The 26177-nt window shown below is 53.9% G+C and carries 21 protein-coding genes and 2 pseudogenes; 16 read left to right on the top strand and 7 right to left on the bottom strand.

Annotated features, from left to right (window positions below):
* The 5 genes from F753_RS38035 to F753_RS38015 all read left to right on the top strand — a co-directional run bounded on the left by F753_RS38035 (position 1) and on the right by F753_RS38015 (position 5492).
* Positions 1 to 1215: a tyrosine-type recombinase/integrase gene (locus tag F753_RS38035; protein WP_014821621.1), complete on the top strand. Its 1215-nt coding sequence runs from the start codon at positions 1 to 3 to the stop codon at positions 1213 to 1215.
* Positions 1208 to 2758 carry a site-specific integrase gene (locus F753_RS38030; RefSeq protein ID WP_014821620.1) on the top strand — a complete coding sequence of 517 codons (1551 nt, stop codon included), beginning with the start codon at positions 1208 to 1210 and terminating at the stop codon, positions 2756 to 2758. Before F753_RS38035 ends, F753_RS38030 begins: the two co-directional genes overlap by 8 nt.
* Positions 2751 to 4745: an integrase gene (locus F753_RS38025; RefSeq protein ID WP_014821619.1), complete on the top strand. Its 1995-nt coding sequence runs from the start codon at positions 2751 to 2753 to the stop codon at positions 4743 to 4745. Before F753_RS38030 ends, F753_RS38025 begins: the two co-directional genes overlap by 8 nt.
* A 2-nt stretch (positions 4746 to 4747) precedes the next feature.
* Positions 4748 to 5161 (top strand): hypothetical protein, encoded by a 414-nt coding sequence (locus F753_RS38020; protein ID WP_031297795.1) that lies wholly within the window; start codon positions 4748 to 4750, stop codon positions 5159 to 5161.
* A 112-nt stretch (positions 5162 to 5273) separates the two neighbouring features.
* On the top strand, positions 5274 to 5492 hold the full coding sequence (locus F753_RS38015; protein ID WP_014821617.1) for a BPSL0761 family protein: 219 nt from the start codon (positions 5274 to 5276) through the stop codon (positions 5490 to 5492).
* Here the strand turns inward: F753_RS38015 and F753_RS38010 are convergent.
* Positions 5489 to 5716: a helix-turn-helix domain-containing protein gene (locus F753_RS38010; protein ID WP_014821616.1), complete on the bottom strand. Its 228-nt coding sequence runs from the start codon at positions 5714 to 5716 to the stop codon at positions 5489 to 5491. The genes F753_RS38015 and F753_RS38010 overlap by 4 nt on opposite strands.
* Before the next feature lie 104 nt (positions 5717 to 5820).
* Between F753_RS38010 and F753_RS38005 the strand changes: the two genes are divergently transcribed.
* The gene (locus F753_RS38005) at positions 5821 to 6228 is read left to right on the top strand and encodes a hypothetical protein (RefSeq protein ID WP_023445624.1); all 408 of its coding nucleotides are present in this window, start codon (positions 5821 to 5823) and stop codon (positions 6226 to 6228) included.
* Positions 6229 to 6243: 15 nt separating this feature from the next.
* Here the strand turns inward: F753_RS38005 and F753_RS38000 are convergent.
* Positions 6244 to 7394 (bottom strand): IS3 family transposase gene (locus F753_RS38000; protein ID WP_085989417.1). Its coding sequence is split into 2 segments (ribosomal slippage): positions 6244 to 7151 and positions 7151 to 7394, totalling 1152 coding nucleotides; the frame shifts between segments, so codons are not numbered across the junction.
* A 322-nt stretch (positions 7395 to 7716) separates the two neighbouring features.
* Between F753_RS38000 and F753_RS37990 the strand changes: the two are divergent.
* From F753_RS37990 to F753_RS49135, 4 genes and pseudogenes are all read left to right on the top strand, one after another.
* A pseudogene (locus tag F753_RS37990) lies at positions 7717 to 9146 on the top strand (IS1182 family transposase).
* Positions 9147 to 9834: 688 nt separating this feature from the next.
* Positions 9835 to 10314: a YqhA family protein gene (locus tag F753_RS37985; RefSeq protein ID WP_015278137.1), complete on the top strand. Its 480-nt coding sequence runs from the start codon at positions 9835 to 9837 to the stop codon at positions 10312 to 10314.
* 100 nt (positions 10315 to 10414) lie between these two features.
* Entirely contained in the window at positions 10415 to 11062 is a 648-nt protein-coding gene (locus F753_RS37980; RefSeq protein ID WP_015278138.1) for a GNAT family N-acetyltransferase, read from the top strand.
* Positions 11063 to 11506: 444 nt separating this feature from the next.
* Positions 11507 to 12067 carry a hypothetical protein gene (locus F753_RS49135; protein WP_003245852.1) on the top strand — a complete coding sequence of 187 codons (561 nt, stop codon included), beginning with the start codon at positions 11507 to 11509 and terminating at the stop codon, positions 12065 to 12067.
* Positions 12068 to 12422: 355 nt separating this feature from the next.
* Here F753_RS49135 and istB read toward each other — a convergent pair whose 3' ends face one another.
* Complete coding sequence (gene istB / locus F753_RS37975) at positions 12423 to 13226, bottom strand: IS21-like element ISPst3 family helper ATPase IstB (protein ID WP_013983804.1); 804 nt, start codon at positions 13224 to 13226, stop codon at positions 12423 to 12425.
* The gene (gene istA, locus F753_RS37970; RefSeq protein ID WP_023444720.1) at positions 13219 to 14718 is read right to left on the bottom strand and encodes an IS21-like element ISPst3 family transposase; all 1500 of its coding nucleotides are present in this window, start codon (positions 14716 to 14718) and stop codon (positions 13219 to 13221) included. Before istA ends, istB begins: the two co-directional genes overlap by 8 nt.
* Before the next feature lie 260 nt (positions 14719 to 14978).
* Here istA and F753_RS37965 point away from each other — a divergent pair, with 260 nt between their 5' ends.
* The 3 genes from F753_RS37965 to F753_RS37955 all read left to right on the top strand — a co-directional run bounded on the left by F753_RS37965 (position 14979) and on the right by F753_RS37955 (position 18721).
* The gene (locus F753_RS37965) at positions 14979 to 16022 is read left to right on the top strand and encodes a hypothetical protein (protein WP_084799384.1); all 1044 of its coding nucleotides are present in this window, start codon (positions 14979 to 14981) and stop codon (positions 16020 to 16022) included.
* 892 nt (positions 16023 to 16914) lie between these two features.
* A complete protein-coding gene (locus F753_RS37960; protein WP_023445622.1) occupies positions 16915 to 17799 on the top strand; it encodes a sugar nucleotide-binding protein in 885 nt (294 codons plus the stop codon).
* Positions 17792 to 18721: an NAD-dependent epimerase/dehydratase family protein gene (locus tag F753_RS37955; protein ID WP_023445621.1), complete on the top strand. Its 930-nt coding sequence runs from the start codon at positions 17792 to 17794 to the stop codon at positions 18719 to 18721. The genes F753_RS37960 and F753_RS37955 overlap by 8 nt, the downstream gene beginning before the upstream one ends.
* 74 nt (positions 18722 to 18795) lie before the next feature.
* On the opposite strand, the pseudogene F753_RS0125000 reads toward F753_RS37955, so the two are convergent.
* From F753_RS0125000 to F753_RS37945, 3 genes and pseudogenes are all read right to left on the bottom strand, one after another.
* Positions 18796 to 19125 (bottom strand): annotated as a pseudogene (locus F753_RS0125000) (OmpW/AlkL family protein); the annotation flags it as partial.
* A 206-nt stretch (positions 19126 to 19331) separates the two neighbouring features.
* Complete coding sequence (locus F753_RS37950; protein WP_023445619.1) at positions 19332 to 20180, bottom strand: chlorite dismutase family protein; 849 nt, start codon at positions 20178 to 20180, stop codon at positions 19332 to 19334.
* Between the two features lie 237 nt (positions 20181 to 20417).
* Positions 20418 to 20744 carry a c-type cytochrome gene (locus F753_RS37945; protein WP_023445618.1) on the bottom strand — a complete coding sequence of 109 codons (327 nt, stop codon included), beginning with the start codon at positions 20742 to 20744 and terminating at the stop codon, positions 20418 to 20420.
* Between the two features lie 265 nt (positions 20745 to 21009).
* On the opposite strand from F753_RS37945, the gene F753_RS37940 reads away from it, so the two are divergent.
* The 3 genes from F753_RS37940 (at position 21010) to clrB (ending at position 26165) form a co-directional block, all read left to right on the top strand.
* A complete protein-coding gene (locus tag F753_RS37940) occupies positions 21010 to 21990 on the top strand; it encodes an IS5-like element ISPa16 family transposase (RefSeq protein ID WP_023445617.1) in 981 nt (326 codons plus the stop codon).
* 407 nt (positions 21991 to 22397) lie between these two features.
* On the top strand, positions 22398 to 25172 hold the full coding sequence (gene clrA, locus F753_RS37935; protein WP_209320149.1) for a chlorate reductase subunit alpha: 2775 nt from the start codon (positions 22398 to 22400) through the stop codon (positions 25170 to 25172).
* A 12-nt stretch (positions 25173 to 25184) separates the two neighbouring features.
* Positions 25185 to 26165, top strand: coding sequence for a chlorate reductase subunit beta (clrB, locus tag F753_RS37930; protein ID WP_031297398.1), 981 nt, complete (start codon positions 25185 to 25187; stop codon positions 26163 to 26165).
* Positions 26166 to 26177 lie beyond the last annotated feature (12 nt).

The following is a 26177-nucleotide window of genomic DNA, read 5'->3' as shown; positions in this document are numbered from 1 at the left end:
ATGAAGAATTCGATTCGAAGCTTCAAAAGCCCAGATGGCGAGCGGTTCTCCGTTCTGGTGGATGAGCAGGGGATGCCGCTTTACTACCCCACTCTATTCGCGACGTGGACGTTGCGAGCACGCTCGGTTGCGGCCAACACGATCACCAATGCGTTGAATGCCCTTAAAGCGCTCTTTGCTTGGGAAGCGCACCTTGGCTTCGATCTCGAAAGCGCTTTCGGACAGGGAACATTTCTGGATGAGAACCAGGTCAGAGATCTGACGGACTTTCTTCAACGCTCGCTCATAAATAAGAAAAGTAACGATCTCGTCTCGTTTAATAGAAGGCCGAAAGTAGTCAGCCCAAGTGTCCACTATTACCGTCTGAGTGTGGCGGCTAACTATGTAGAGTTTCTGGCGCGTCAGGTTTCCCCATCTAGCGCTGATGTTCGTCAAATTGAAAGAATGGCTAATATGATCAAGGCGAATCGCCCGGCTCGGTCGAGCAAGTCGGTTCCTGATAGGGATGAAATTCACCTCAGCGTTGCAGTGATAGAAACATTAGAAGAAGCCTTGAAGCCAGGATCGCCAAATAATCCTGCCAAAGAGTATGGGGTGCAGCTTCGTAATGCTTTGATGTTCTTGATTCTTCGGCTAACAGGAATACGGAGAGGTGAGCTACTAAACCTGCGTATAGAGGATATCGACTTTGGGATTAATACATTGACTATTTCGAGGCGTCCAGATGCTAAGGGAGATACTCGAAAATTTCAGCCAGTTGTTAAGACCCGTCCGCGAGCTATACGTATCGAGCCTGCCTTAGTTGCTCGGATCCAAGAATATGTGCTCAACCAGCGCAGCAAATTACCTCGCGCGAAGAAACATGGTTATCTGTTTGTGACACATAAATCGGGTCCTTCCGAGGGTGCTCCCTTGTCCATCACGGCGTTTCAAAAATGGATGAGAGAAATCTCAAGTCTTGTTGGTGACGCCGGCTTCCACGCTCATGCATTGCGCCATAACTGGAACTATGAATTTTCCCGTAGGGCAGATGCGCGAAAAATGGGTCATGAGGAGGAGGCTAAAATTCGCTCATACTTCATGGGGTGGAGTCCGACATCGGGCACTGCTAACACTTACAACCGTCGTCACATAAAAGAAAAGGCTCAAGAGATAAGCCTTGAACTTCAAAGAGGCTATATGAATAAGCCTAATAGGGCAGTCCGTGATGAGTAGTCTTCCAGAGCAGTTGGAGCAACATGATCTGCTTAGCTTGCCGAAGGTGATGTCAGGCCATGCGTTTTATTCAAGCGATGGGTACTTGGTTGACTTGCTGGGCGAACGATGGACGCTGAGTAAGGATATTCATATTTCAGTTGCGGCACTGTCCGAGATTTTTCCCGGCGACGACCAAGACCTTCGGAAAGTTTTAGAGTTTTACGCAAAGCTTCGTTCTGCATCTCATACAAAAAACATAGCGGAGCGACTTTTCCATTATGTGCGAAATTTGCAAGGCAATGAACTATTTTCTCCGGAGTCGATAATCTCATACAGGTCTAGCTTGGAGAGGTCGCGGGAGTGGTATGTTGGATTAGTTCGGGTGCTTATTAAGCAATGGGATCGCTTAGGGTATCCGGGTATTCCGAGTGAAACCTTGGCGCTCTTGGATGAGCTTGTGCTCAAGGGGAATGAAAGAGGGTGGGCCGTGCAGTCGATGTGCCCAGATGATGGCCCTCTGACCGATATTGAGATGCAAGGATTATTAGAGGCGACTATAAATGCGTTTGTCGCGGCGAGGTTGAGGCTAGAGAACACTTGCTTGGTTATGTTGCTGGCCATGACCGGGCGCCGTCCTGTCCAGATTGCGGCATTGAAGATCAAAGATCTAATTTCTGATAGCTCTGGCAAGTACTGGATTAATTTTCCGAGAGCTAAGCAGAGGGGGATGCCCTGGCGATCAAGTTTTAACAAGTTCGCGATTATTGAAGACCTATGGCTGTTGTTACAGCAGCAAGTTGCTCATGTGAGGAGATTATTTGCCGAGGCTCTGGGAGTGGATATATTGCCCTCAGACTTTGACGGTAACCTGCCTCTGTTCCCCAATATGAGGAAATTACAGCCAGGCGCCGATGTTCACGAGCTTCTCAGTTCGGATAAGCTTCACATTCGATCACAGAATATATACGGCAGAATTAAAAGGGTTGCTGAACTTGTCGGTGTTGTTAGCGAGCGGACTGGACATCCAATGCAGCTCAACCCGAATCGGTTTCGCTATACACTTGGCACCAACATAGCCCGAGAGGGGGGTGGTGTTTTTGTCATAGCAGAAGCTTTGGATCATTCAAATACTCAGAATGCTGGCGTATATGTAAAAAACATTCCTGACATTGTAAAGCGCATCGATAAAGCTGTTGCGTTGCAGTTAGCCCCCATCGCCCAGGCATTCCAAGGCGTCTTGATCAGCTCCGAGCGCGAAGCACGGCGAGGTAATGACCCTTCCAGCCGTATCTCCAATGGGCGAGCGAACGTTGGTAGTTGTGGTAGCTACGGCTTCTGTAGTGCTCATGCCCCCATTGCTTGCTACACCTGCGCGCATTTCCAACCTTGGATTGACGGCGCGCACGAGGAGGTTCTAGACCGCTTGATCGAAGACCGTGATCGTGTGGCAGAGCAAACTGAGGATCTCAAGATTGCGGCGGCCAATGATCGCTTGATTTTGGCTGTAGGTGATGTAATCCAGCGCTGTAAGATTGCAAAAGAAGAGATGGCTAATGGCTGAGGTATTATTGTTTGTCCCGAGGGATGAGCGGGACGCGAATAAGAATCTAGCTGACTTCGTTGAAATGTGCCGCGACAGACTGACTGTATTTGGAGCCGATCTGGACTGGCATGCCAATGCTTGGCCTAATGTTGGGAATTTTACTGTGATGGGGGCGCCTTCTAGAGGGTATACCGAGCATCAGATACTTAATGCTCATATCCTTCCGTTTGCGAAAGCCTATGTACGTTATCAGCAGGGTTTGAAACCGTCCAAGCTTAAGAGCGAATTCAAAGCGCTTCGTTGCATAGAGCCGGCATTAGTGGCTGTTAAAGGTGTTGCAGATATTACGCTTGTTGATACCATTGTAATGGATGTCGCCGCAGACTTCGCGAGGAAGTATAAAATGTCCGCGTATCAGGCAGGTGCGGCTTTGGCGAAACTGGTCAATTTCCTTAACCAGAGTCAGATTGTTCCCCGTCGCATCGAGTGGCGCAACCCTATCTCTAAACCCAAAGAGATAAATAGTATCGATGCTGAAACTCGACAAAAACGTTCTGACAAGCTGCCTGTAGATCACCATCTTGAATCCATGGCTGAGATGTTTGTCAGTGATCCACAACATCCTCGTGATCGGTTTACGACTTCACTATTCGCACTACTTATGTGCGCGCCATCCCGCATTAGTGAGGTGCAAAACCTACCACTTGATGTCTTTCATCGTGAGAAAGACAGCGATGGTGTGGATCGGCTTGGACTTCGTTTTTTCGCCGGAAAAGGGGGAGGGTGGGATATCAAGTATATTCCTTCTTTCTTCGAAGACACCGCGTTGGAGGCTGTGCGACGCCTCACCGAGCTCTCCGAGGAGGGGCGCAAGCTTGCAAAGTGGTACGAGGACCATCCGGAACGGTTCTATCGTCATGATGAGTGCCCGAACGTATCCGATACTGCGCCGTTGACTGATGAGCAGGTGTGCCTGGCGTTGGGACTGCAGTGGGCTGGTAATAGAGGGCTTATCGATGCCTACTTTAAAAAATATCCTCGTTATGCGGATCGCAAAAAAACTAATCAGCCGCTGACACTTGCGTTCCTAAATGAATACTGTCGTTCCAATCTGCCTTCCGGCTTTCCATGGTTCAAGAAAGAGTTGGGAATAAAGTTCTCGGAGATGCTTTGCTGTTACCGAGCACATGAGTTTAGGTCGGATCTTGGTACCAGTCGGATCAAACTATGGACTCCAGGAAAGAGCCTTTTCACGACGGACCTCAATCATATCAACGGGCAAGAGCGGAGTATTTGGAAGAGGCATGGTTACAGGAATCATGACGGATCTGAGATTTCGTTTACGTCACACCAGATACGGCATCTCCTAAATACCGCTGCTCAGCGAGGAAATCTGGGGCAATTGGACATCGCCAAATGGTCGGGGCGGGCAAATATCCATCAGAACGCAGTGTACAACCACATGACGGAAGACGAGTACGTCAAGCTCACTGAACATGCGTTGCCAGAAGGAGTCCTTCAAAAAATTGAGGCAAAAGCCCCTGTAACGCTTGCTGACCTTGATGCAGCGGGGGATGCCATTGCCCACGTAACCGAATACGGCTTCTGTCTCCACGATTACTCGATGTTGCCTTGCCAGAAGCACCGTGACTGTTTGAACTGCACCGAACACGCATGCGTTAAAGGCGATGCAGAGAAGCTAAAGCGCCTGAAGGTGCAGCGTAGCCTGACTCAAGTCCAACTTGATAGAGCGAAAGCTGCTGACGAGGCGGGATCTTATGGAGCTGATCGCTGGAGCCAGCATCAGATCAAGACGCTCGAACGCCTTGACCAGCTCATTCAGATTCTGGAGTCACCTGATGTGAATGATGGGAGTGTGATCATGCTTGGGAGCGACCAAGAGTTCAGCCCGCTGAAGCGTGAGATCGCAGCTCGCCAAAGTACGCCGCGATTGACTGCAGAGCCTGAATTACCACTGCTCGACATCACAATGGGAGCGTTGTGATTGTGGCCAGGCATCTGACAGAGCGAGACATCAAGATTCTGATTGATCTGATCGACGCGTGGTCTGGAAAGCTGACTTGGGAGTCGTTGTGCGATAAGGGGGGCGATCTGCTGGGGTTTCGTCCGACGCGGCAAACGCTGAATTCCCATACTCCAATCAAATCGGCTTTCAACGATAAGAAAACTCAGCAAAAAACAGGTCTGGCCTCACGCAAAAGACCTCAGAGCTTGGCAATTGCTGAGCAGCGCATTCACAAGCTTGAGGGCGAGAACGCCCGTCTGATCGCTGAAAATGAACGGCTGATCGAGCGGTTCGTCAGGTGGCAATACAACGCCCAGAAGCGTGGAATTTCGAAAGCAGTGTTGGATGAGAGTCTGCCGGTTATAGACAGGGACTCGTCAGAGAGAGATCGATAGTGGTTACAGACAGATATGTGGATGGGAATAATCACCTGGCGTCTCCGGCTTGAGCTTCAGCTAAAAGTGATGATGGTTGAGGGTGTAGTGCCGAAATTTAAGGGGTTGATCCATGACGATGCCAAGCGAACGCACGCGTTCAATCATTCAGACGCGCGAATTTTTGGTTAATTTGTCCCATGATAAGACACTGTCAGATGCTGTGCGCACGGAAGCACATCGCCTGTTGCGCCATTACCCGAGCGCCGATGAGGTGTTGCTGGCCGGGAAGGTGGAAGAGCAGCGCGCAGATGGTCTGCCATGGCTCTTCCTGAGTTCCAAGGTCGACTAACCCTGTAACTCCGACGGAGGAGGCAGAAGGGAAGCTGGATCGCAGCGTAATAGGCTGGCGATGCGGTACAACTTCTCGACGGTGATGCTCACCTCACCACGCTCTATGCGGCCAATGTAGCTGCGGTCGATGCTGCAGGCCAGCGCGAGTGCATCCTGAGAGAGTCGACAGGCTTTCCTCTGCGTCCGAATGCGTTCCCCCAGCGCTTTCGCCAACTGATCCATGACCGCCTCAAATCCAACTGAGGCGGCACTATCCTGCGTTTGCGGACGTATAGGCCACGGACTATAATCCGCATTTCTCCTGCGTTAACTCATTTGGTGGCTCAATGAAATCGGCCTCGTTAATCTTCGACAGGCGTCTGTATGAGCTGCTTTGGATGAGTGGACGCACCCGGTTCACGACTCGTGAGCTGTGCGATTCATATGCGGCGAGCCTGGACGGATTACAGTTCAGCCTCGTCGATGTGCGTCGCTATGTAACTAAGCAGATTCGTCGAATGTTGCGGCTGGGCTTGGCAGTCTCAAATGATGATCGTGGTGTAAGAGGGCTGGTGTACCACTTGCAACCAGTCCCAAATCTCCTTCAGTTGGAGCTGATCGACAATGGGTTCGAGACCAGCCTCCCGGGTGCCGAGTTGGCAGAGCACAAATCTGCATCGGAAGAGCCGAAGCCGTTGGCTCTCAAATCTTCAGCCGATACGGATCAGCAGTTGGAAGCGCTTTATAAGGAGTGAATCGCCCCAGGTTTTCTAGACACTCTCCAGCCTCTGGATATAGCGCTTTTCAAACTCTACCGGCGACAGCTGGTTGTTGAAACCGTGCCGGCGTTTTGGGTTGTAGAACATCTCGATGTAATCGAAAACATCAGCGCGAGCATCCTGCCTGGTGCTGTAGATCTTTCGCTTGATCCGCTCCCGCTTCAGCAGCTGGAAAAAGCTTTCCGCTACCGCATTGTCATGGCAGTTGCCCCGTCGACTCATGCTGCCAAGCAAGTTGTTGGCTTTCAGGAAGCTCTGCCAGTCGCCGCTACTGAACTGACTCCCCTGATCTGAGTGAATCATCACCTCCTGCTTTGGCTTGCGTCGCCAAACCGCCATCAGCAAGGCATCAATAGCCAAGTCGCTGGTCATCTGCGGTTTCATTGACCAACCGATTACCTGCCGCGAAAACAGGTCTAGCACCACCGCCAAATACAACCAGCCCTCATAGGTGCGGATGTAGGTTATGTCCGTGACCCAGACCTTGTTGGGCTCGGTGACATTGAATCGACGCTCAAGATGATTCGGCGAGGCCGCTGGAGGCTTGCCACCGTAGCGTCCCGGACGTCGCCGATACCCCGTCTGCGAGCGCAGTCCTTCCGAACGCATGAGTCGAGCAACGCGATGCCTACCGCACTGTTCTCCAAGTTCACGCAGGTCGTCATGAATTTTGCGGTAGCCGTACACACCGCCGCTCTCTAGCCATGAGTGCTTGATCAAACCAAGCAAACGTTGATCATCCTTGGCCCGCGCCGACTTCGGTTCAGCCAGCCAGGCGTAGTAACCGCTGGGATGTACTTTCAGAGTCAGGCACAGACGGCGAACCGAATAGTCTGCCGATAGCTGATTGATGAAGGCGTACTTCAGCCGCACTCCTTGGCAAAGTACGCGGCGGCCTTTTTTAGGATGTCTCGCTCTTCGGTCACGCGCTTGAGTTCAGCACGCAGACGACGTAGCTCAGCTTGCTGATCGTCCTCTTGCGCTCGCTGCTCTTGGGGCTTGCTGTAGCGCTTCACCCAGGCATACAGGCTGTGTGTCGACATGCCCAGACGAGCAGCTACCTCAGCCACCGGCAGACCTCGCTCGGTCACCTGTTTGACTGCTTCGATTTTGAATTCTTCGGGATAACGCGGGTTGCTCATGGCACCTCCTAATGGGCCGTATTATGAGGCCTGGAGGTGTCTACGAAACTAGGGGCGATTCAAAGTTGTGCAAACTGCAACTCCGACATGGCAGCGGTTAGCTGTCAGAGGGGCCCGGCGTTGCGGAGGCAACTCTAGAGGTGCATTTGTGGCTTCTCAATCGAGGAAAGGTCGCAAGGTGTTTCAAGCGGATTGACTGATACTGTGAGTAGACCTTCTTTTCGTAGACGGCTTCGGGCGGCTGCTTTTGGCCCAGAGTGTGTAAAAACGTCTGATCGAACCCTTGCTATGCTTTCGGGCGATTCCATCGCAAGGGTCACCCATGAAGCGCTTCATTCAAGGTGAGCATCGAGGCCAAAGTACGTTGCTCCCCGAAAGCGTTGACGACTACGTCAGCGATACCAATCCGGTGCGAGTGGTTGATGTCTTCGTTGATGAACTTGACCTAGTTTCGTTGGGTTTTGAAAGCGCAACTCCAGCGGATACAGGCCGGCCTGCTTACCATCCTGCGATCCTGCTGAAGATCTACATCTACGGCTATCTCAACCGTATTCAATCGAGTCGGCGCCTTGAGCGAGAGACTCAGCGCAACGTCGAACTGATGTGGCTGACTGGGCGGTTGATGCCGGATTTCAAGACCATCGCCAACTTCCGGAAAGATAACAGCAAGGCCATCCGAGGCGTCTGCCGGCAGTTCGTTGTGCTGTGTCAGCAGCTGGGGCTGTTCGGAGAAAATCTGGTTGCCATCGACGGCAGCAAATTCAAGGCGGTCAACAATCGCGACCGCAATTTCACCAGCGCCAAACTGAAGCGGCGAATGGAAGAAATTGAATCGAGCATCAACCGTTACCTCACGGCGCTCGACGCCGCTGACCAGGAAGAGCCTAAATCCCCTCAGCCAAAAGTAGTGCGCCTGGAAGAGCGAATCGCCAAGCTGAAGGCCCAGATGAAGGAGCTTCAGGCGATTGAAATCCAGCTCAACGAATCGCCGGACAAACAGGTCTCACTGACCGACCCGGATGCCCGCTCGATGATGACTCGCGGCACTGGAATCGTTGGCTACAACGTGCAGACCGCAGTCGACACCCAGCACCATTTGATCGTTGCTCACGAGGTCACCAACGTCGGTTCAGACCGCGATCAGCTCAGCGCAATGGCCAAACAGGCACAGGAGGCAATGGCATCAGAAACGCTGTCGGTTGTAGCTGATCGAGGTTACTTCAAGAGCGAGGAGATCCTGGCTTGCCACGACGCCAATATCATCACCTATGTACCCAAACCGATGACCTCGGCAGCCAAAGCCGACGGGCGCTTCAACAATGATGCCTTTATCTATGACGCGGCGAAAAACGAATATACCTGCCCGGCTGGAGAGGCGCTGATCTGGCGTTTTTCCAGTATTGAAAAAGGCATGAGCTGCACCGGTACTGGAGTTCGAAATGCCAAGGCTGCACTTTGAAATTGCAGTGCACACCGAGCAAGCAACGACGGGTTCGGCGCTGGGAACATGAAGCGGTGTTGGAGGAAATGCAGAACCGGTTGAGTAACGCACCGGAGATGATGCGAGTTCGAAAACGAACTGTTGAGCACCCCTTCGGGACGCTCAAACAATGGATGGGCGCAACCCATTTCCTGACACGCCGGCTGCCGGGTGTTAGTGCGGAGATGAGCTTGAATGTGCTCGCCTATAACCTGAAGCGAGTCATGAACATCCTTGGCACCAGCAACCTGATGAAGGCGATGTCGGTCTAAAAACCGCTACAGGATCGCCCTGGATTTCCTCAGGTTGGGTCTGGAGACTTCTAGCCGCTACTGATCCGCTACTGATCCGCTTCTGTGACGTTAATCAGCGTCCTCGCTCAACCGACAGGGGTCGTTGCTCATAGACCACTGGCTAGCAGCGTTTTTACACACTCTGGGCCAGAAGCGGCCACTAATTTCTTGGCAATCAACAGCAGAAAAAGCATTATGGAAACAACTGCTCACGCGCAGTCCCATCTTCGGCGGCATGGATGCCTTGCTTATCTCACACAAGCATTCATTCCTGCTAGCTTTGGCGACATGCTGTGAAGCGCGGGCTTATGCCGCATTCGGCTATAACTGGCTTATACCGCGTTCGATATAACGTCGCAGCAGAAGGGAGTGAAAGATGCATAAAACACTGATCCGCAAGAGAAAAGTCAACATTGTTAGCGAAATGTTAGGCTGCGTATTAGTCGAGCGTTCGGTCTAATCACTGTTAGTGGCTTTTCTCCAGGTCATGTCAGGGTCACGAACGTTTGAAGTAATCCAGCAGTAATCCGACAGCTCCAGTGTTCGGCTAACGCCGTAGAAAGCACAATCTAGAGGTTGATTAACGAGATAGTAGATGGTCCGGTGAAACCGACTAAGAGAAAATTGTGAGTCTGTAACTGACGTTGTGACGCGGCCCGGAGAAATTATGATCGAGAGAGTTTTCAGAAGTAGTCGGTTTATGGTGTGGGTGGCAGTCGTTATCTGTGCGGTGTCATCTTTGCTCTTGTATGGTGCCTCGGTTAACATAATCTGGAATACCGCACTGGATGTAGTACGTGATATACCTGTCTCTGCTGACGACGGCAAGAGCCTCGCGGTTCGCCTCCTGAAGCTGTTGGATCTCCTGCTGATCGCTATTACTTTTCAGATCATGGCGGTTAACCTGTATCGTCTGTTCATCCGTCCGGTGTCTGATGATGACAGAGAATCCCAAAACCCTCTGGACATTAAGAGCTTCCATGATTTGAAGATAACAGTAAGCCAAGTGGCTGTTGTGCTACTGGTGGTTCTGTTCCTTGAGCAGGCGGTAGAGATTGGCGCTACGATCGCTACGTTATACTTTGGTGCTGCCATCGGTATCATTATTTTGGCCTCGGTATTCGCGTGGAAGAATATGAAAGACTGATGCACAGCACGCGGTTAGACGTCACCTGCTGGTTGCCTGAACTAGAGAGGCAACCACTCCGCAGAGAATGTAGGCGGCCAACGCTTCATGGGAGCCTGCTTTGGGCAAGAGCCAACGTCACGGGCGTCTGCCACTAACCAATCCAAGCATAGCGACACCATTTCGGTTGCGGCTTCGCCTTCACTACAAAGCTGCGCGTGTTGGCGGCGTTATGCGCATCCATAGAGAGGGTACTCTTATTATTGAAATCAGGAAGGCAGAAAAAGCGGACGTTCCTGCGATACTCGACCTTGTTCGAGGAAAAGCGGAATTCGATGGGTGTTTGAATTCGCTTCAATCTACGGAAGCTGACATTGAGGAAGCTTTCTTCTCCGAACAACCCAAGGCGTTTGCGCTCTTGGCCATGAAGTCAGGCGAGGCCGTGGGTATCGCGACGTACTACAGTATCTATTCCACGTTCATTGCCAAGCCTGGCATCTGGCTAGACGATCTGTTTGTCTATCCGCAGTTCCGGGGAAGCGGTGTGGGCGAAGCTCTACTCTCAGAGCTGTGTATCCTCGCTCAGAATACTGGCTGCGGGCGTATTGACTGGATCGTGGCTACCGACAATGATCGAGGAAGGAGCTTCTACGAGCGCTCGGGCGCTCGGATATTCGAAGAGGTACGGCGTGCCCGGTTAGATGAATGTGCGATCAACGCACTTGCAGAGAAAGCGCATAACAAAGCAATGCACCCGACAAGCGGGTGATTGCGGCGTTAGGCAAACACATGAAGATTTCAGCTGCAGCAAATACTCTCATTCCTGCCTTGCTAGTGCTAGAGCGAAACGGATATAAAATCACATCCTCAGAAGATGGCGAAACCTGGCCCTGCCTTTCGTAACCGCCGCTGTTTTTCCGGGCGGCGGTGACGGCCAGGCGGGGCGGCTTCGGTGGTTTTTTGTCCGTGGCGGCTTCACGTTTCGCGGTGTAAAGTGGCGCTGGGGTTGGTCGCTGTTTCGCCTGTGCGCCCATTCTCCGGCCTAACCCTACATTCGAGAGGGACTGGCCGATAAGCGTTCTTTTACGGCCTGCGGTTTCTTGAACTTTCGGGGCTCCGTTCACGTTTCGTGGCGGCCAGCCCCTCAATTTGAACGTTAGGCACAGTCAAACACGCAACAATCCAATTCTTTCAACCCAGAGGTCTCCCAACTATGAAAGTCAAACTTGTAGCATTAACAGCATTAGTCGCACTTACCTCAAATATTGCGAACGCAAACGAGCCCATCGTTGTAAATCAGGCAGTAACAGAGAAGGAAGCATTAACAGCTCAGCAAGCATGGTGTGCTGCTCTTCTTGATATCAACGCCGCATACGAAAAGGATGGAAAAGTAGCAGCGAGAGCATTGGCCGAGAAAGTCATAGATTCCGCTTACGCCTACCAAATGGGCGCAGTACTCTTTAAGCCTACGCTCACGGTGAACCCTCAAACATTTCGCCCCACACGTGCCGGTGCGCTATCTTATTTCGTTGGCGGTGACCCATCCTTCCCTGCCGACACAGGTTTTGCTCTAAAAGGCTGGAAAAAATGTGAGCCTGTCACTTCTGCTATTTTTCTTGATGGCAATAGCGCAATTACTATGGGGAAAGTTCACTTCACAGATAAAAATGGGAAAGTGACTACCGTTGACAAAACGTGGGGTTACGTTAAAGACGATGCGGGAAATTTGCGCATTAACCTTCACCATTCATCATTGGAGTACCAACCTAAGTAAATCCGCTATAAACCCATAGGCAGTGGAGTTGTTGCCTAACAAGTCATTCCAGCGGACTGCCTACGGCAGCCGCTGAATTCCAACGTTAGGTTATCCGAGCAAAAGTGACCCGCCCCTCATTCCTCAGTCACTGTGAATGTCCGCTTCTGGCCGGTTAGCGATGTTGGCGCTGATGGAAAATTGACCCACCCTGCCGATTGAAATTTGACCCAGGGCGGATTGCTGATTTTGTTACCAGCAACTGTGGATAAGTCTACCAGCGCAGCTGCTTTTGAACCCACTCCCTCGCTGTCCCAGTTCAGCTGTTGAAGACCTGCCACATGCAGCCATGCAGCAGGCCGTCGTCACCATGAAATCAGAACGACTCATCGTCCTCCGGTTCCTGGCCGCCCTTACGCTTTCGCTCCCGTGATTTGATCTTGGCCTGGGCCGCCAAGCTACTGTGTTGCAGGCGATAGGACTCGTTACCGGTTTCGACGATGTGGCAGTGGTGGGTCAGCCGATCCAGCAGGGCGGTGGTCATCTTGGCGTCGCCGAACACGCTCGACCATTCGGCGAAGCTCAGGTTGGTGGTGATCACCACGCTGGTGTGTTCGTACAGCTTGGACAGCAGGTGAAACAGCAACGCACCGCCAGCCTGGCTGAACGGCAGATAACCCAGTTCGTCGAGGATGACCAGATCCATGCGCAGCAGTGCCTGGGCGATCCGCCCGGCTTTGCCGTCGTGTTTTTCGCGCTCCAGCAGATTGACCAGATCGACCGTGGAGTAGAAGCGCACGCGCTTGCCATGCCGGGTGATGCCGGACACGGCCAGCGCGGTGGCTAGGTGGGTTTTACCGGTGCCTGGCCCACCGATCAGCACCACGTTCTGCGCGGTGTCGGTAAAGGCCAGGCTGGCCAGCTCGCTGATCAGGCGTGCGTCGGCGCTAGAGGCGTTGAAATCGAAGCTGGCCAGATCGCGGTGCATCGGCAGCTTGGCCATGTTCATCTGGTGGCTCACCGAGCGCATGGCGCGATCTGTGTGCTCTTGTTCCAGCAGGTGTTCGAGCAGCCACTTGGACGAGGCTGTGTTCGACTCACCCTGTGCAGTTAACTCCGCCCAGGCCGTGGCCATGCCGTGCAGGCGCAGCTCCTTGAGTTCCGCCATCAAATCACGCATGACCGACCTCCTCGGCCTGGCCACGCAGGCGGTCGTAGCGCGCCGTGTTAGCGACGGGGGCTTCCTTGAGCGACAAGTGGGTTTCGACGCTGGGTGGTGGTTCGGTCGCGGCCAGGCGCGCCACGACATTGAGGATGTGTTCGGCGCTCAGGCTGCCGCTCTCCAGTACCAGCTCAACGGCTACCAGCACGGCATCGAGCCCGGCGACCGGTACGGCAGCCAGAACTTGCGCCATGATCCGGTCACCGCCGGCATGACGCCCCAGACCGTGCTTAAGCTGACGCAGCGGCGCCGGCAGATCAGCAAAGGGCGCGCCGTTGCGCAGCGCACCGGGCTTGCGTTCGATCAGCGGGAGGTAGTGCTGCCAGTCATAGCTGACCTGGTCGCGATCCAGCAAGCGGACATGGCTGGCGATCAGCGCGTCGTCAGCCACCACCTCGATTCGCGTCGGATACAAACGGCTGCTGACCCACTTACCCGCGTACTCACACGGCACCGAGTAGCGGTTGCGCCCGACGCTGACCAAGCAGGTGCTGGAGACCCGCGCAGGCCGCTCGACGTAACCGTCGAATGGCGCTGGCACAGGCATCAGTTCAGCGCGCTCCAACTCAAGCACTTCGGCCACACTCAGCCCGCTGTATTGAGGGTGCGTCAGCTCGTTCCAAAGCGCGCGGCAGCGCTGGCCCAGCCAGGCATTGAGTTCCTCGAAGGAGTGAAACTGACAGTCCTGGGCGTCTAGCCAGATACGCCTGCGGCTGTCTTGCACGTTCTTTTCAACGATGCCCTTTTCCCAACCAGCGGCGACGTTGCAGAAGTCCGGATCGAACAGGTAATGCGCGCACATCACCGCAAAGCGTGCATTCACCGCCCGGCCTTTGCCCTTATTGACCTTGTCGACGGCGGTCTTCATGTTGTCGTAGATGCCCCGGCGCGGCACGCCGCCCAAGGCGCCGAACGAGCGTGTATGGGCGTCAAATAACATCTCATGGCCCTGGCTCGGATACGCCACAAGCCAGAACGCACGGCTGGCACACAGCTTCAGATGTGCCACCTGCATACGCCGGTAAATGCCGCCGACCAGCAAGCCTTCCTCGCTCCAGTCAAACTGAAACGCCTCGCCAAGAGCAAAGGTCAGCGGCACAAAGGCCTGCGACGCCTTGCCCTGTCCCCCTCGCCAGGCACGGATAAACGCGGTGAGCTGGCTGTAGCCACCGTCATAACCATCGGCTTTGATTTGCGCCAACAGCGCCTTGGCACTGCGCCGCTGTTGCTTGGGGCGCAGCGAATCGGCTTTTAGCGCCTGCTCTAGCGTGACGTGAAAAGGGCTGAGTTTGTTAAAGATCGCGCGGCGTTGGTACACCGGCTGCTTGGCCTCAGGTGCTCTGACCCACTTGCGAATCGTGTTGCGCGCCAGCCCGGTGCGCTTGGCTATCTCATGCAGCGACAGCTTGTCGCGGAAATACATCCGCCGAATTTTGCCCATCATTTCCATACTGATCACCCTGTGTTCTCCTGCTCAAAAATTGAGCAGAAGCAGTTGAACACCTGGGTCAGTTTTCAGTCGGCAGAACAGCCTCTACTGGGTCAGTTTTCGGTCAGCGGCAACAGCTCCAAGCCCAGAAGGTCGATGACAGTATGGGGTTTGGCGCTGATGATAAGCGAGGAGTCCAACTCCGGGCGACATTCGATAGCTTGCGCAATTTGAAAGGCTACGTGAAGCACATTCCCCCCAACTACAAATGGCGGCGAGTGATGCGCTGGGAGTTCTCTGAGGTCAGTCCCAGTCAATCGCTAGTGCCCGCAGTGGTGATAGACCCTGAGCAGCAAGTCGAATTTTATGTGACAGCGTTTTTTGATGATGACACTGAGTTACAATTTACCTTTTCACCTGGCCTGGATTTCATTACCGAAGGTATTGCCTATGAGATCGAGCGGGATATAAGAATACGTGCTGGAGTTGCAGAATCCGAGGCTGATACGCACACACCTGGGTTTCCCTATCTGGCCTTTGGGCCTCTTCTTGAGTTTTTGGCTGGCTGCGAAGTCCCTGCAGATCAGCGTGTAGTCCTTGGTACTCTAGCTCTGCTTGCACCGAGCCCTTCGGTCGCGCTCACATCTCTCAGCCAACTTCAGCGCTATGAAGAAGGCACCTCCGGTGCCGTAATGTTTACAGCTATCGTAAACGACATCTTGGACGGATTTGAGAACTACTCCGGGCTGTTCCGAGACCGCCACATTCCAATGTTTTATAAGATTTTTGAGGGGTCGGAGCTTCTGTCGAAGGGGCTGCAAGTCTATGAAAAACTGCTGCTTAAAGGATTGGATGTGCGTCGACAGCGCCAGTTCTTGGAGTTGGCATTTCTGCGCGAACCTATGACCATTAAAAACTTTAAAAATATTGCAGCGAATCTGCTTGAGCGCGTGGTTTTTCAAGGAAAACCAGGGGGAGAGCTTGAAATACGCTGGGAGGGCGCAGAAGGAAGCGTAGTGGATTTGCCTGCAGATATGCGCGAAGCTTTCGCGGTGCTGCAGTCCTGTATTCATTATGTACAGCAACACCTGAAAGATACGCGCTTTGAGACACAAGAACCCTTGAGGCCTACTCCGTGCCCATTCAGTGGTGCGTGCACCGTAGAAAGCATGGCTGGCAAGCCTGAGGTTTGCAGGTCGACCCCCTGGGAGGTAGAGAACATAGCTCAGGATGGGACGGTTTGCATCTATCAGGCTGGAGTCGATTCGTTTAAATCCATCCTTCCGCCGCAACCGGCCCTGCAAGACGACTCACTGCCGATTTAGGTAGCATCACCTTTCGATAATATACCAATGATAGGTGGCGAAACTTCTGGAAGCCTACCCAGCGACTCTACTTTCTGTTGCCCGTTAGGGCGGCGCACGATTGCTTCACGAGCACTCATAGTTTTCTGGAAACAGGTTTAATTCTATGGCGCAACAGTTTCCAAAGGACGCCATGGCCCACTCGCAACACCCCGCGCCACTATTGTAGTCTTGATGCTCGGTTTCAATTACGTGAATAAATTTGTTGTTAATATAGTCCTAGTTCTTTGAATGAGAATAGAACTGCCTCTCGCTGGCTGCGGTGTCAGCCGGAGTGGCGGCTGCCTGGCCGGCGCTTGAATGGGGTATTGTATCCAAGCTTTTCTTCGTTATTGGTCACCTTATCCACTGACTAGCAGCTGATTGCTGTCAGTTACAAGCGGCAACTATCTGCGTAAATGCGGGCGCGCCTCTATAGGCTGTCGAGAGCGAGGCGGCCATCACGTTGATCGGCGAAGGCCATGACTTCAGGATGCATCGATGCCACCCGGCTCTCTAATTAATGAATTTTCCAGTTTAGAGCACTGGCCTGCGGGCCTCAGATTCACATAGGATGGCTATGTATGCCTACCGCTCTGCCGTAGGAACGGGGTAGCTGGCCGCCTAATCAGCATTCATGAGCAGAGTCGTCGCATTCTGCGATCGAAAAGGCAAAGGGTTATCCGCGGTCGCGGTACCTTCTGCAGTCCCTACGGGAATCATGTCGTTTCGTAAAGTTTTAGGCGCTCTAACGTCTAAAAATTTACAAAATTATTTACGAGAATGCGGTTATGTGCTGCAAGTTGCTGAAAGACAAAGGATTTTATATGTTGCTTGGGTGTCAGGTGCTCATTGCCCTTCTAGAGTTATCTGAATGCGAATGCGCCTGATGCTGTTGGGCGGCGGCAATGCCCTGGGCCAGGCGCTCATCCGCCTCGGCGCCGAGGAAGACATCGGCTTCCTCGCACCGCGACCGCCCGCTCAGGGCTGGGACGCCGCCAGTCTTACCCAGTTGCTCGACGACAACCGTCCGGATGTCGTGGTCAACCTTGCCTACTATTACGACTGGTTCCAGAGCGGACAGCCCAACGAGCCGGCGCTCGCCGCACAGGAACGTGCGGTCGAGCGGCTCGCCGAACTCTGTCAGCACCATGATTTCGTCCTGTTGCAGCCATCGAGCTACCGGGTATTCGACGGTGCCCGAACCACGGCTTATAGCGAAAAGGACGAAGTGGCGCCGCTGGATGCACGAGGCAGGGCGCTTTGGCGCATCGAGCAGAGTGTGCGTTCGCTATGCCCGCGACATGTCCTGCTGCGTTTTGGCTGGTTGCTCGATGACAGTCGGGACGGTGTTCTAGGGCGAGTGCTGCAACGACTCGAGCAGAGCGAGGCGATACTGCTGGCGGATGACCGGCGCGGCAATCCGACACCTGTCGACGATGCCGCGCGTGTGATCCTTGCGGTATTGAAGCAGCTCGACTGCCAGGCTCCGCTGTGGGGTACCTATCACTACGGCGGACATGAGGCCTCCACCCCGTTGCTGGTCGCCCAGGCGTTGCTCGGCGAGGCCGGCAAGTATCGCGACGTCACAACGGCGAATCTGACGGCCGTGGCGCATGCCGCCTGTTCGGATGCCGCAGCCGAAGCGCAGCACGGCGTACTCGCCTGCAAGAAGATTTTCACCACTTTCGGCATCAAGCCTCGCGCCTGGCGCACCGGGTTGCCGAGCCTGTTGGAGCGCTATTACCGTCATGGCTGATGCCCCGATTCTAGTCACCGGCGGTGCCGGGTTCATTGGATCGAACCTGGTCGATGCGTTGCTGGCGCGCGGCTATGCCGTTCGTGTGCTGGACAATCTCTCGACCGGCAAGCGCGAAAACCTGCCGCAAGATGCACGCGTGGAGCTGATCGTCGGCGATGTCGCCGATGCCGATAGCGTGCGTCGTGCGGTGCAGGGATGTCGGGCGGTGGTGCATCTGGCCGCGGTGGCGTCGGTGCAGGCGTCGGTGGATGATCCATTCGGTACGCACCAGAGCAACCTGATTGGCACGCTGAATCTGTGCGAGGCGATGCGCGAGTCGGGTGTGAAGCGTGTGCTGTTTGCCTCGAGCGCAGCGGTCTATGGCAACAACGGCGAAGGCCATGCTATCGATGAGGACACACCGAAGGCGCCCCTGACACCCTACGCCGCGGACAAGCTAGCCAGCGAGCACTACCTGGATTTCTATCGGCGCCAGCATGGTCTGGAGCCGGTGGTGTTCCGTTTCTTCAATATCTTCGGGCCGCGGCAGGATCCATCGTCACCGTATTCCGGGGTGATCAGCATCTTCACCGAGCGGGCGCAGAAGGGTTTGCCGATTGCGGTGTTCGGCGATGGCGAGCAGACGCGCGATTTTCTCTACGTTGCCGATCTGGTCGAGGTGTTGGTGCAGGCGCTGGAGTCGCCCGAGGCGGTGGAGGGCGCGGTGAATGTTGGGCTGAATCAGGCCACTTCGCTGAATCAGCTGCTGGCGGCGATCGGTGACGTGTTGGGCGGGCTTCCCGAGGTGAGCTATCAGGCCGCGCGGCCGGGGGATATTCGTCATTCGCGGGCGAATAATGCCCGGCTAGTGCAGCGCTATCGTCTGCCGGAACCGCCGACCGGCATGCGGGAAGGGTTGGCGAAGCTGTTGGGTTTGTAGGTTGCAAACTCTGAAAACACAAAAGGCGCCCTAGGCGCCTTTTGTCTGTCTGCGATCCGGCTGGGCCGGTTACGTCAGAACTTGTAGCCGAGACCGACCATGTAGACGAAGGGGTCGACGTCTACGTCGACTTTGACTTTGTCGCCAGCCAAGTAAGTGGTGCCGGTCGTGTCGATGTCGATATAGCGAAGCTGAGCGTTCAGCATGATGTTGTCGGTCAGCATATAGTCCATGCCAACTTGAGCGGCCAGGCCCCAAGAGTCCTTCATGTCCAGTCCGCTAAAACCTTTGTCCTCGGCGCTGCTGCTCAGTTCGGTGTCGAAGAACCAAGTGTAGTTGATGCCGGCACCGACATAAGGCTGGAACGCTGAGGTCTTGTCCAGCGGGTAGTAGATAACGCTTAGTGCTTGGTTGGCGCAGCGATTTGAGAATGTTTGTCATTTAATTGGCATGCATAATAGCGAGTCGGTTACTCGGCGATCTGAAACGAGCAAGGTGAGCTTCAGACTCTCAAATGCTCAAATACTGGGGTATGGCGATCCTTGGGTCTGGCCCAAGGATCGCGAGACAAGGCTGTTCCAGGCGCGCATGGGAGGAACAGCCTTGCCGTTTACTCGGCAAGCGCCTTTATCACGTCTTCCGGAGAGTGAATGGTTCCGAGCGTTGTCGGACTGCCCCAACGAACGTGGAATTTATTCTCTTTGACCTGCGCCAGAGACAGCACCACATTATTGAATGCTGTCAGATCATCGGTCTCAAAATAGGTGATGAAATCGGTGTCATCCAAGCCAGTTGAGTGGTACAACTTACGCTTGACGTTCACGAGATAGGCTAAGGTAGGTGTCGTGTGAACTTCCATCTCTTTCAGACGCTCTTCCGGCGACATGTTCCACCATTCCGCGTTTTTCTTGACGGGGATTACGATCACATATCTTGGTGCCGGCCCGCTATAGGTAGCCGAAGTAAGTCCCGCATTCAGCTCTGGAGACTTGTCTTTGCTGATGTAGTTTAAGGGCTTTGTTACACCGACAAGGGTCTCAAAAACATCGGCATTCTTCCCGACCGTTGTCGAGCGGAATTCGCGCATGAAGGTCTGGGCTTTTGCCAAGTCGTAGGCGTGGATGCGGAAGAAAAAGTCGGAATTGGTTTCTAGGCCACGTGTTAGGTAGAGATCAACCAGAACGTTATCCTTATGTTTTTCAATTAGTTTCTTAACTTCTTCCGCGGCGCTCTTGCGTTCCATTGCTGGCACCTTGCTCCAATCAGGGCGCAATTTGAACATTGTAAAAACGCCGAAGACCCCGGGCTGGGTCAGGATGGTTCCCCGCTCGATTTTCATCGGTTGCATGGGTTGCATTGCCTGCTGAGCAACAACAGGTGACGAAGCCATCGCTATGGCTGCCCCGATAGCAGTGGCAGCGAGACTCAATTTGAAACTGCGAATCGACATGTTGGTCATGGATATCCCCTTGTGTGAAATGAATAAATGAAATTCTAGAATCTAAAAAATTGGTGTTTTCATACATAAAACCTCTTGGCTAACTGAATCTATGAATCAATTTCCCGCAGCACACGTGTTGCAGATGGGCCGTCACAAATTGTTCAGCCAGCTCTGTCAAAGCAACAAAAAACTGGGTTGCCACCTTTCTTTTACCTCTTTGCCTGGCGCAAGGTCAACAGACCCTAAAAACCGCTGTTATTGCTCGCTGTAAAAGGCCGCAATATCAGCAATATCCTCATCACTTAAATTGGCGGCCTGCGGGGCCATCATGGCCGTCATGCCACCAGTACGCTCACCTGCCCGATAGGCCTTGAGTGCACTCTCGAGATAGGGCGCCCATTGACCGGCAAGATTGGGATAGATATTTACCGCCGACGTGCCGTTAGCGCCATGGCAGGCGGCACAGACCGCTACTTTCTGCGCTCCGGCTGCGGCATCCCCTGCGGCCATAACCAACCCCGATTGCGCCATCATCCCCAGCAATACCGCGGCAACAGACCCTTTTACCCAGTTATTCGACATTTTGTTTCCCTTTATAGTGACAGTACTTCGACAACCATATCCATGAATTTATTAGGAACGTTGCAGGCCCCTTTTGCAAGCCTTGGTTAGCGCTAAATACGGCTCTGTTGATCTTGGTCAAATGAAGTTGAAAAAGCCGTGATGACGGCGGCTAAGCGATGGAGGACGGCTCTGTTTAGATGTAGGCTGGCCACCATTAGGGATGGTCTGAAAAAGACTTCCCGAATCTGGTGAAATACGCCGATCCCGCCAGCCGAGTTTTTCCATGAAGCAGATGACCTTCGCCGACGCCGAGTACGCCGGCAAGCGCAAGCAGACCCGTAAGGAATTGTTCCTGATCGAGATGGATCAGGTGGTGCCGTGGAAGGGATTGATTGCCCTGATCGAGCCACACTACCCAAAGGGTGAAGGTGGTCGTCCAGCCTATCCGCTGATGGCCATGTTACGTATCCATCTGATGCAGAACTGGTTCGGCTACAGCGACCCGGCCATGGAAGAAGCGCTCTACGAGACGACCATCCTGCGTCAGTTCGCCGGGCTGAGCCTGGAGCGCATTCCCGACGAAACCACCATCCTCAACTTCCGTCGCTTGCTGGAGAAACATGAGCTGGCAGCCGGCATCCTCGGCGTAATCAATGGCTACCTGGGGGATCGCGGCCTGTCGCTGCGCCAGGGCACTATCGTCGATGCCACACTGATCCACGCGCCCAGCTCGACCAAGAACCAGGACAGCAAGCGCGATCCGGAGATGCACCAGACCAAGAAGGGCAACCAGTACTACTTCGGCATGAAGGCCCACATCGGTGTGGATGACGAGTCGGGGCTGGTGCACAGCGTGGTCGGCACGGCGGCAAACGTGGCGGATGTCACCCAGGTCGACAAACTACTGCATGGTGAAGAGAACGTCGTCTGCGCCGATGCCGGCTACACCGGCGTCGAAAAGCGCCCCGAACATGCTGGCCGCGAAGTGATCTGGCAGGTCGCAGCACGCCGCAGCACCTACAAGAAGCTCGATAAACGCAGCGCCCTGTACAAAGCCAAGCGCAAGATCGAGAAGGCCAAGGCACAAGTGCGAGCGAAGGTCGAGCACCCGTTTCGAGTGATCAAGCGCCAGTTCGGTTACGTGAAGGTGCGCTTCCGTGGCCTGGCCAAGAACACCGCTCAGCTGGTGACGCTGTTCGCGCTGTCAAACCTATGGATGGCGCGCCGACATTTGCTGACTACCGCAGGAGAGGTACGCCTGTAATGCGGAAAATGGCTGCTGCGAGGTGCTCGCGGCGGCCAAAAACGGAGAACTGAGCGGGTTACCTGGTCGATTTTGATCGGCGGCCCGCTTTCAAAAGCAGCGAGGGCTGAAGTCGACCGGAAATACAGGGCTACTTCAGACCTTCCTTAGCGGACCAAGAAAAAAATGATACGACGGGGGTGCGTTCCACAGGAACGCGTTCCCGTTGCTATTGTTTATGAATACTGAATCCCTCTTGATACCGGGAGCTGTCTGCAGAGCTATCGACATCTGTATGGCTGGCTCCCACGCCAGGAGTCTTGGCCAAACACACCAACACACCAAATAGACGGTGACGTCACTGTCACCTGCACGCCGTCACCGGATTGTCCCGGCACGTCGGCATCATCGTCGATGAGGAGAAAACCATGGGAATGTGGAAACTGAAGCGCCGGGATTTTCTTAAAGGGCTGAGCGTGACGGGGGCGGGCGTCATGCTGAGTGGTAACGTCTGGGGACTAAACCGCCTTGAACCCGTGGGCGAGACCCTGGCCAGCGAATATCCCTATCGTGACTGGGAAGATTTATATCGCAACGAGTGGACGTGGGACTCCGTCGGCCACGCGGCACACTGTATCAACTGCATGGGTAACTGCGCCTGGAACGTCTACGTTAAAGATGGCATCGTGGTCCGCGAAGAACAGATTGCCAAATACCCACAGGTTCACGAAAACATCCCGGATGCCAACCCTCGAGGCTGCCAAAAAGGTGCGATTCACTCCACCTCCATGTACGAAGCTGACCGCTTACGCTATCCATTGAAACGTGCCGGCGAACGTGGTGAAGGCAAGTGGCAGCGAATTTCCTGGGATCAGGCCACTGAAGAAGTGGCTGACAAAATCATCGATATTTTTGTCAAACACGGCCCTGGCAAGCTGAAAACTCACCAAGGTTCGGGTAACAAGTCTATGGTCCGTTACGCCGGCCCTGCACGCTTTGCTGCGCTGGTCGGTGGTATTCAACTGGACCATGTTGCCGCGGTGGGAGATTTGATTACCGGTGCGCATCTGGCGTACGGTAACCCGATGGAAAGTTTCACCTCCGATGCCTGGTTTGATGCCGACTACATAATGCTCGGCATGATTAACCCGAACGCCACCCGTATCCCGGATGCCCACTATATCTGGGAAGCCAAATACAATGGCGCACGCATCACCAGTACCGCACCGGATTACAACCCCAGTGCTATTCACACCGATCTGTGGATGCCGATCCATCAAGGGAGTGATCCATTCTTGGCCATGTCATTTGTCAACGTGATCATTGCCGAGAAGCTGTTCAAACCTGAGTTTATGAAAGAGCAAACCGACTTGCCGATGCTGGTGCGTACCGACAACGGTAAGCTGCTGCGTGAAGCGGATCTGGTGGAAGGCGGTTCTGATCAGGTGTTCTACCACTGGGATCTGAACAGCCAGCAAGCAGTAAAAGCGAAAGGCACTATGGGCGATGAAGACAAGACCCTTAAGTTGGGTAATGTCGATCCGGCCATTGAGGGCACCTTCGAGGTAGAAGGCATTTCGGTCACCACGGTATTTGAACAGGTTAAAAAAGAAGCCGCCAAGTACACTCCGGAAAAAACCCAGGAAGAGACCAATATTCACCCGGATATTGTGCGCCAGGAAGCCCGTCATCTGGCGGCGGCTAAAAAAGCCATCATCATGCTGGGCTTTATGACTTCAAGTTACTCCAACTGCTTGTACACCTGCTGGGGCTATGCATTAACCCTGGCACTGACTGGACATGGTGGTCGTACCGGTGGTTTGGATACCTCCTGGGTGGTGTCGTGGAATCACCCACGCTTGTCGGAATTGGCGGGCTTTGAAGGCAAGAAGTCAGCGCGCAAGGAAGCCGGTGGTTTGGGTGAGTTTTTGCGTGGCGGCATGATGGAAGGTGCCCGTAACCATTTCGATAACAAAAAACTAAAAGAGCGCGTCGGCTTCGATCTCGATGAGATGGAAGAGATGATGAACGAATCCATCGAAAAAGGCTGGATGCCGTACTACGGCGAAATCAAAGGCATGATTTCCATCGCGGACAACACTTTCCGTCGTAACAAGATGTCGGAAAAGTACCGCGAAGAGCACTTACGCCAGGCTGAAGAGTTGTATGTGAACATTAACGTGCGCATGGACTCCACCGCCGAGTGGGCAGATTACGTGCTGCCGGCGGCCAGCCATTATGAAGCCTGGGATATACGCACCCAGGGCTTTCACCGCTTTGCCAACATTTTCACCCGCCCGGTAGAGCCGGTCGGTGAGTCAAAGCCAGACTGGGAAATCATGGCGCTGCTGACCAAAAAAATTCAGGAAAGAGCCATTGCGCGCGGTATAGGCCCGATTCAGGATGGTGATGTTACCCGTGATCTGCATACCATTCACGACGACTTTACCCGTAATGGCGCGCTCAATACCGATTACGATGTACTGAAACATATCATCGAAGATTCGCCGGAATTCGGTGGTGTCACCATCGAGGAAGCTGCCGAAAAAGGCTTCATTGTGATGAATGAGCATGCGGGCCTGAACCAGCCGTTAAAGCCAGATGAAGGTTATAACCCGTTCACCGCACAAACCGATGGCAAGGAGCCCTACGATACCTTGACCGGTCGTATCACCTTCTATTGTGACCACCCGTGGTTTGAGAAGTTGAAGTCCACAGTGCCCACCGCGCGTTTGCACGCCGGGCCTAAGGCATCCAACTACCCATTGAAGTTCTACTCGCCACACGCACGCTGGGGTATCCACTCCAACTGGCGCAGTAATAAATACCTGCTGCGTTTGCAGCGTGGCGAACCGAATATCTACATCAACCCGAAACTGGCAGCACAAAAAGGTATCAAGGACGGTGACACGGTACGGCTGTTTAACGGCAACGGTGACTTTTTTGCTCAGGCGAAGTTCTATCCGAGCATTCCTGCCGACTCGATCATGATGGAGCACGGCTGGGAGCCGCATCAGTACATCAAGCGCAGAAATATGAACATTTCCCACGCCATATTCTTGCAACCACTGGAGCTGGTGGGTAACTGGGGGCACCTGAGGTACGTTTACGGCAGATGGAACGCCAACCAGCACATTCATGAATCAAGCTACGACATTGAACTGGCGAAGCCGGAAGACATTAACGACCCACGTGCCGTTTAAGAGGAAATTATTATGACTGTTAAGCGCCAGCTCAGCATGGTTTTAGATTTAAACAAATGCATTGGTTGCCAGACCTGTACTGCCGCGTGCAAGTTGATGTGGACCAACCGTAATGGCCGCGAATTCATGTACTGGAATAACGTGGAAACGATGCCGGGTAAAGGCTATCCCCGTGATTATCAGAACATGGGCGGTGGCTTCGACAAAGACGGTGCCTTGCGTTTAGGCAAGCAACCAAGCCAGGAAGACTACGGTATTCCCTGGGAATACAACTACGAAGAAGCACTGATGACAGGTACCGACCCCTGGCTGCGTCCTCACGTCAAACCAACCTGGGGTGCCAACTGGGATGAGGACGAGGGTGAAGGCGACTACCCGAACAGTTACTACTTCTACCTGCCACGCTTGTGTAACCACTGCGCCAACCCGGCCTGTTTGGCGGCCTGCTCGCGCAACGCCATTTACAAGCGCCAGGAAGACGGAATCGTACTGGTGGATCAGGAGCGTTGTCGCGGTTATCGCTATTGCGTCAACGCCTGCCCCTACAAAAAAATCTACTTCAATGAGCAAATCTCAAAGTCCGAGAAGTGCATCTTCTGCTATCCGCGCATTGAAAAGGGGTTGCCCACCGCCTGTGCCCAGCAGTGTGTAGGGCGCATTCGCTGGATAGGCTATCGTGATGATGAAGCAGGTCCCATCCATTTGCTGGTAGAAAAGTACAAGGTTGCCTTGCCGCTGCATGCGGAGTGGGGGACGCAGCCCAACGTGTTCTACGTACCACCGATGTCACCACCCAAGTTCGGCCCCAATGGTGAACAACTCGAGGAGTCGCGGATCCCCTTGTCTTATCTGGAAAGCCTGTTTGGCCCCAGAGTAGGAGAAGTGCTGGATACCCTGGCCGAGGCCCGTCAGGCCAAGGCAGACGGTAAAGACAGTGAGCTGATGGACACCCTGATCGGCTTTAAACACGCTGAAATGTTCAAGCTGAGCTAACGGCGGGAGGAA

This window comes from Stutzerimonas chloritidismutans AW-1, from assembly GCF_000495915.1.
Classification (GTDB): Bacteria; Pseudomonadota; Gammaproteobacteria; order Pseudomonadales; family Pseudomonadaceae; genus Stutzerimonas; species Stutzerimonas chloritidismutans.
This window is presented reverse-complemented; position numbering and strand designations above follow the sequence as displayed.

Excerpts from the sequence above, each read along its gene's own strand:
- F753_RS38035 (WP_014821621.1), top strand. The coding sequence starts at position 1 with ATGAAGAATTCGATTCGAAGCTTCAAAAGCCCAGATGGCGAGCGGTTC.
- F753_RS38030 (WP_014821620.1), top strand. The coding sequence starts at position 1,208 with ATGAGTAGTCTTCCAGAGCAGTTGGAGCAACATGATCTGCTTAGCTTG.
- F753_RS38025 (WP_014821619.1), top strand. The coding sequence starts at position 2,751 with ATGGCTGAGGTATTATTGTTTGTCCCGAGGGATGAGCGGGACGCGAAT.
- F753_RS38015 (WP_014821617.1), top strand. The coding sequence starts at position 5,274 with ATGACGATGCCAAGCGAACGCACGCGTTCAATCATTCAGACGCGCGAA.
- F753_RS38010 (WP_014821616.1), bottom strand. The coding sequence starts at position 5,716 with ATGGATCAGTTGGCGAAAGCGCTGGGGGAACGCATTCGGACGCAGAGG.
- F753_RS38005 (WP_023445624.1), top strand. The coding sequence starts at position 5,821 with ATGAAATCGGCCTCGTTAATCTTCGACAGGCGTCTGTATGAGCTGCTT.
- F753_RS37985 (WP_015278137.1), top strand. The coding sequence starts at position 9,835 with ATGATCGAGAGAGTTTTCAGAAGTAGTCGGTTTATGGTGTGGGTGGCA.
- F753_RS49135 (WP_003245852.1), top strand. The coding sequence starts at position 11,507 with ATGAAAGTCAAACTTGTAGCATTAACAGCATTAGTCGCACTTACCTCA.
- istB (WP_013983804.1), bottom strand. The coding sequence starts at position 13,226 with ATGCGTGATTTGATGGCGGAACTCAAGGAGCTGCGCCTGCACGGCATG.
- istA (WP_023444720.1), bottom strand. The coding sequence starts at position 14,718 with ATGGAAATGATGGGCAAAATTCGGCGGATGTATTTCCGCGACAAGCTG.
- F753_RS37965 (WP_084799384.1), top strand. The coding sequence starts at position 14,979 with ATGCGCTGGGAGTTCTCTGAGGTCAGTCCCAGTCAATCGCTAGTGCCC.
- F753_RS37960 (WP_023445622.1), top strand. The coding sequence starts at position 16,915 with ATGCGAATGCGCCTGATGCTGTTGGGCGGCGGCAATGCCCTGGGCCAG.
- F753_RS37955 (WP_023445621.1), top strand. The coding sequence starts at position 17,792 with ATGGCTGATGCCCCGATTCTAGTCACCGGCGGTGCCGGGTTCATTGGA.
- F753_RS37950 (WP_023445619.1), bottom strand. The coding sequence starts at position 20,180 with ATGACCAACATGTCGATTCGCAGTTTCAAATTGAGTCTCGCTGCCACT.
- F753_RS37945 (WP_023445618.1), bottom strand. The coding sequence starts at position 20,744 with ATGTCGAATAACTGGGTAAAAGGGTCTGTTGCCGCGGTATTGCTGGGG.
- F753_RS37940 (WP_023445617.1), top strand. The coding sequence starts at position 21,010 with ATGAAGCAGATGACCTTCGCCGACGCCGAGTACGCCGGCAAGCGCAAG.
- clrA (WP_209320149.1), top strand. The coding sequence starts at position 22,398 with ATGGGAATGTGGAAACTGAAGCGCCGGGATTTTCTTAAAGGGCTGAGC.
- clrB (WP_031297398.1), top strand. The coding sequence starts at position 25,185 with ATGACTGTTAAGCGCCAGCTCAGCATGGTTTTAGATTTAAACAAATGC.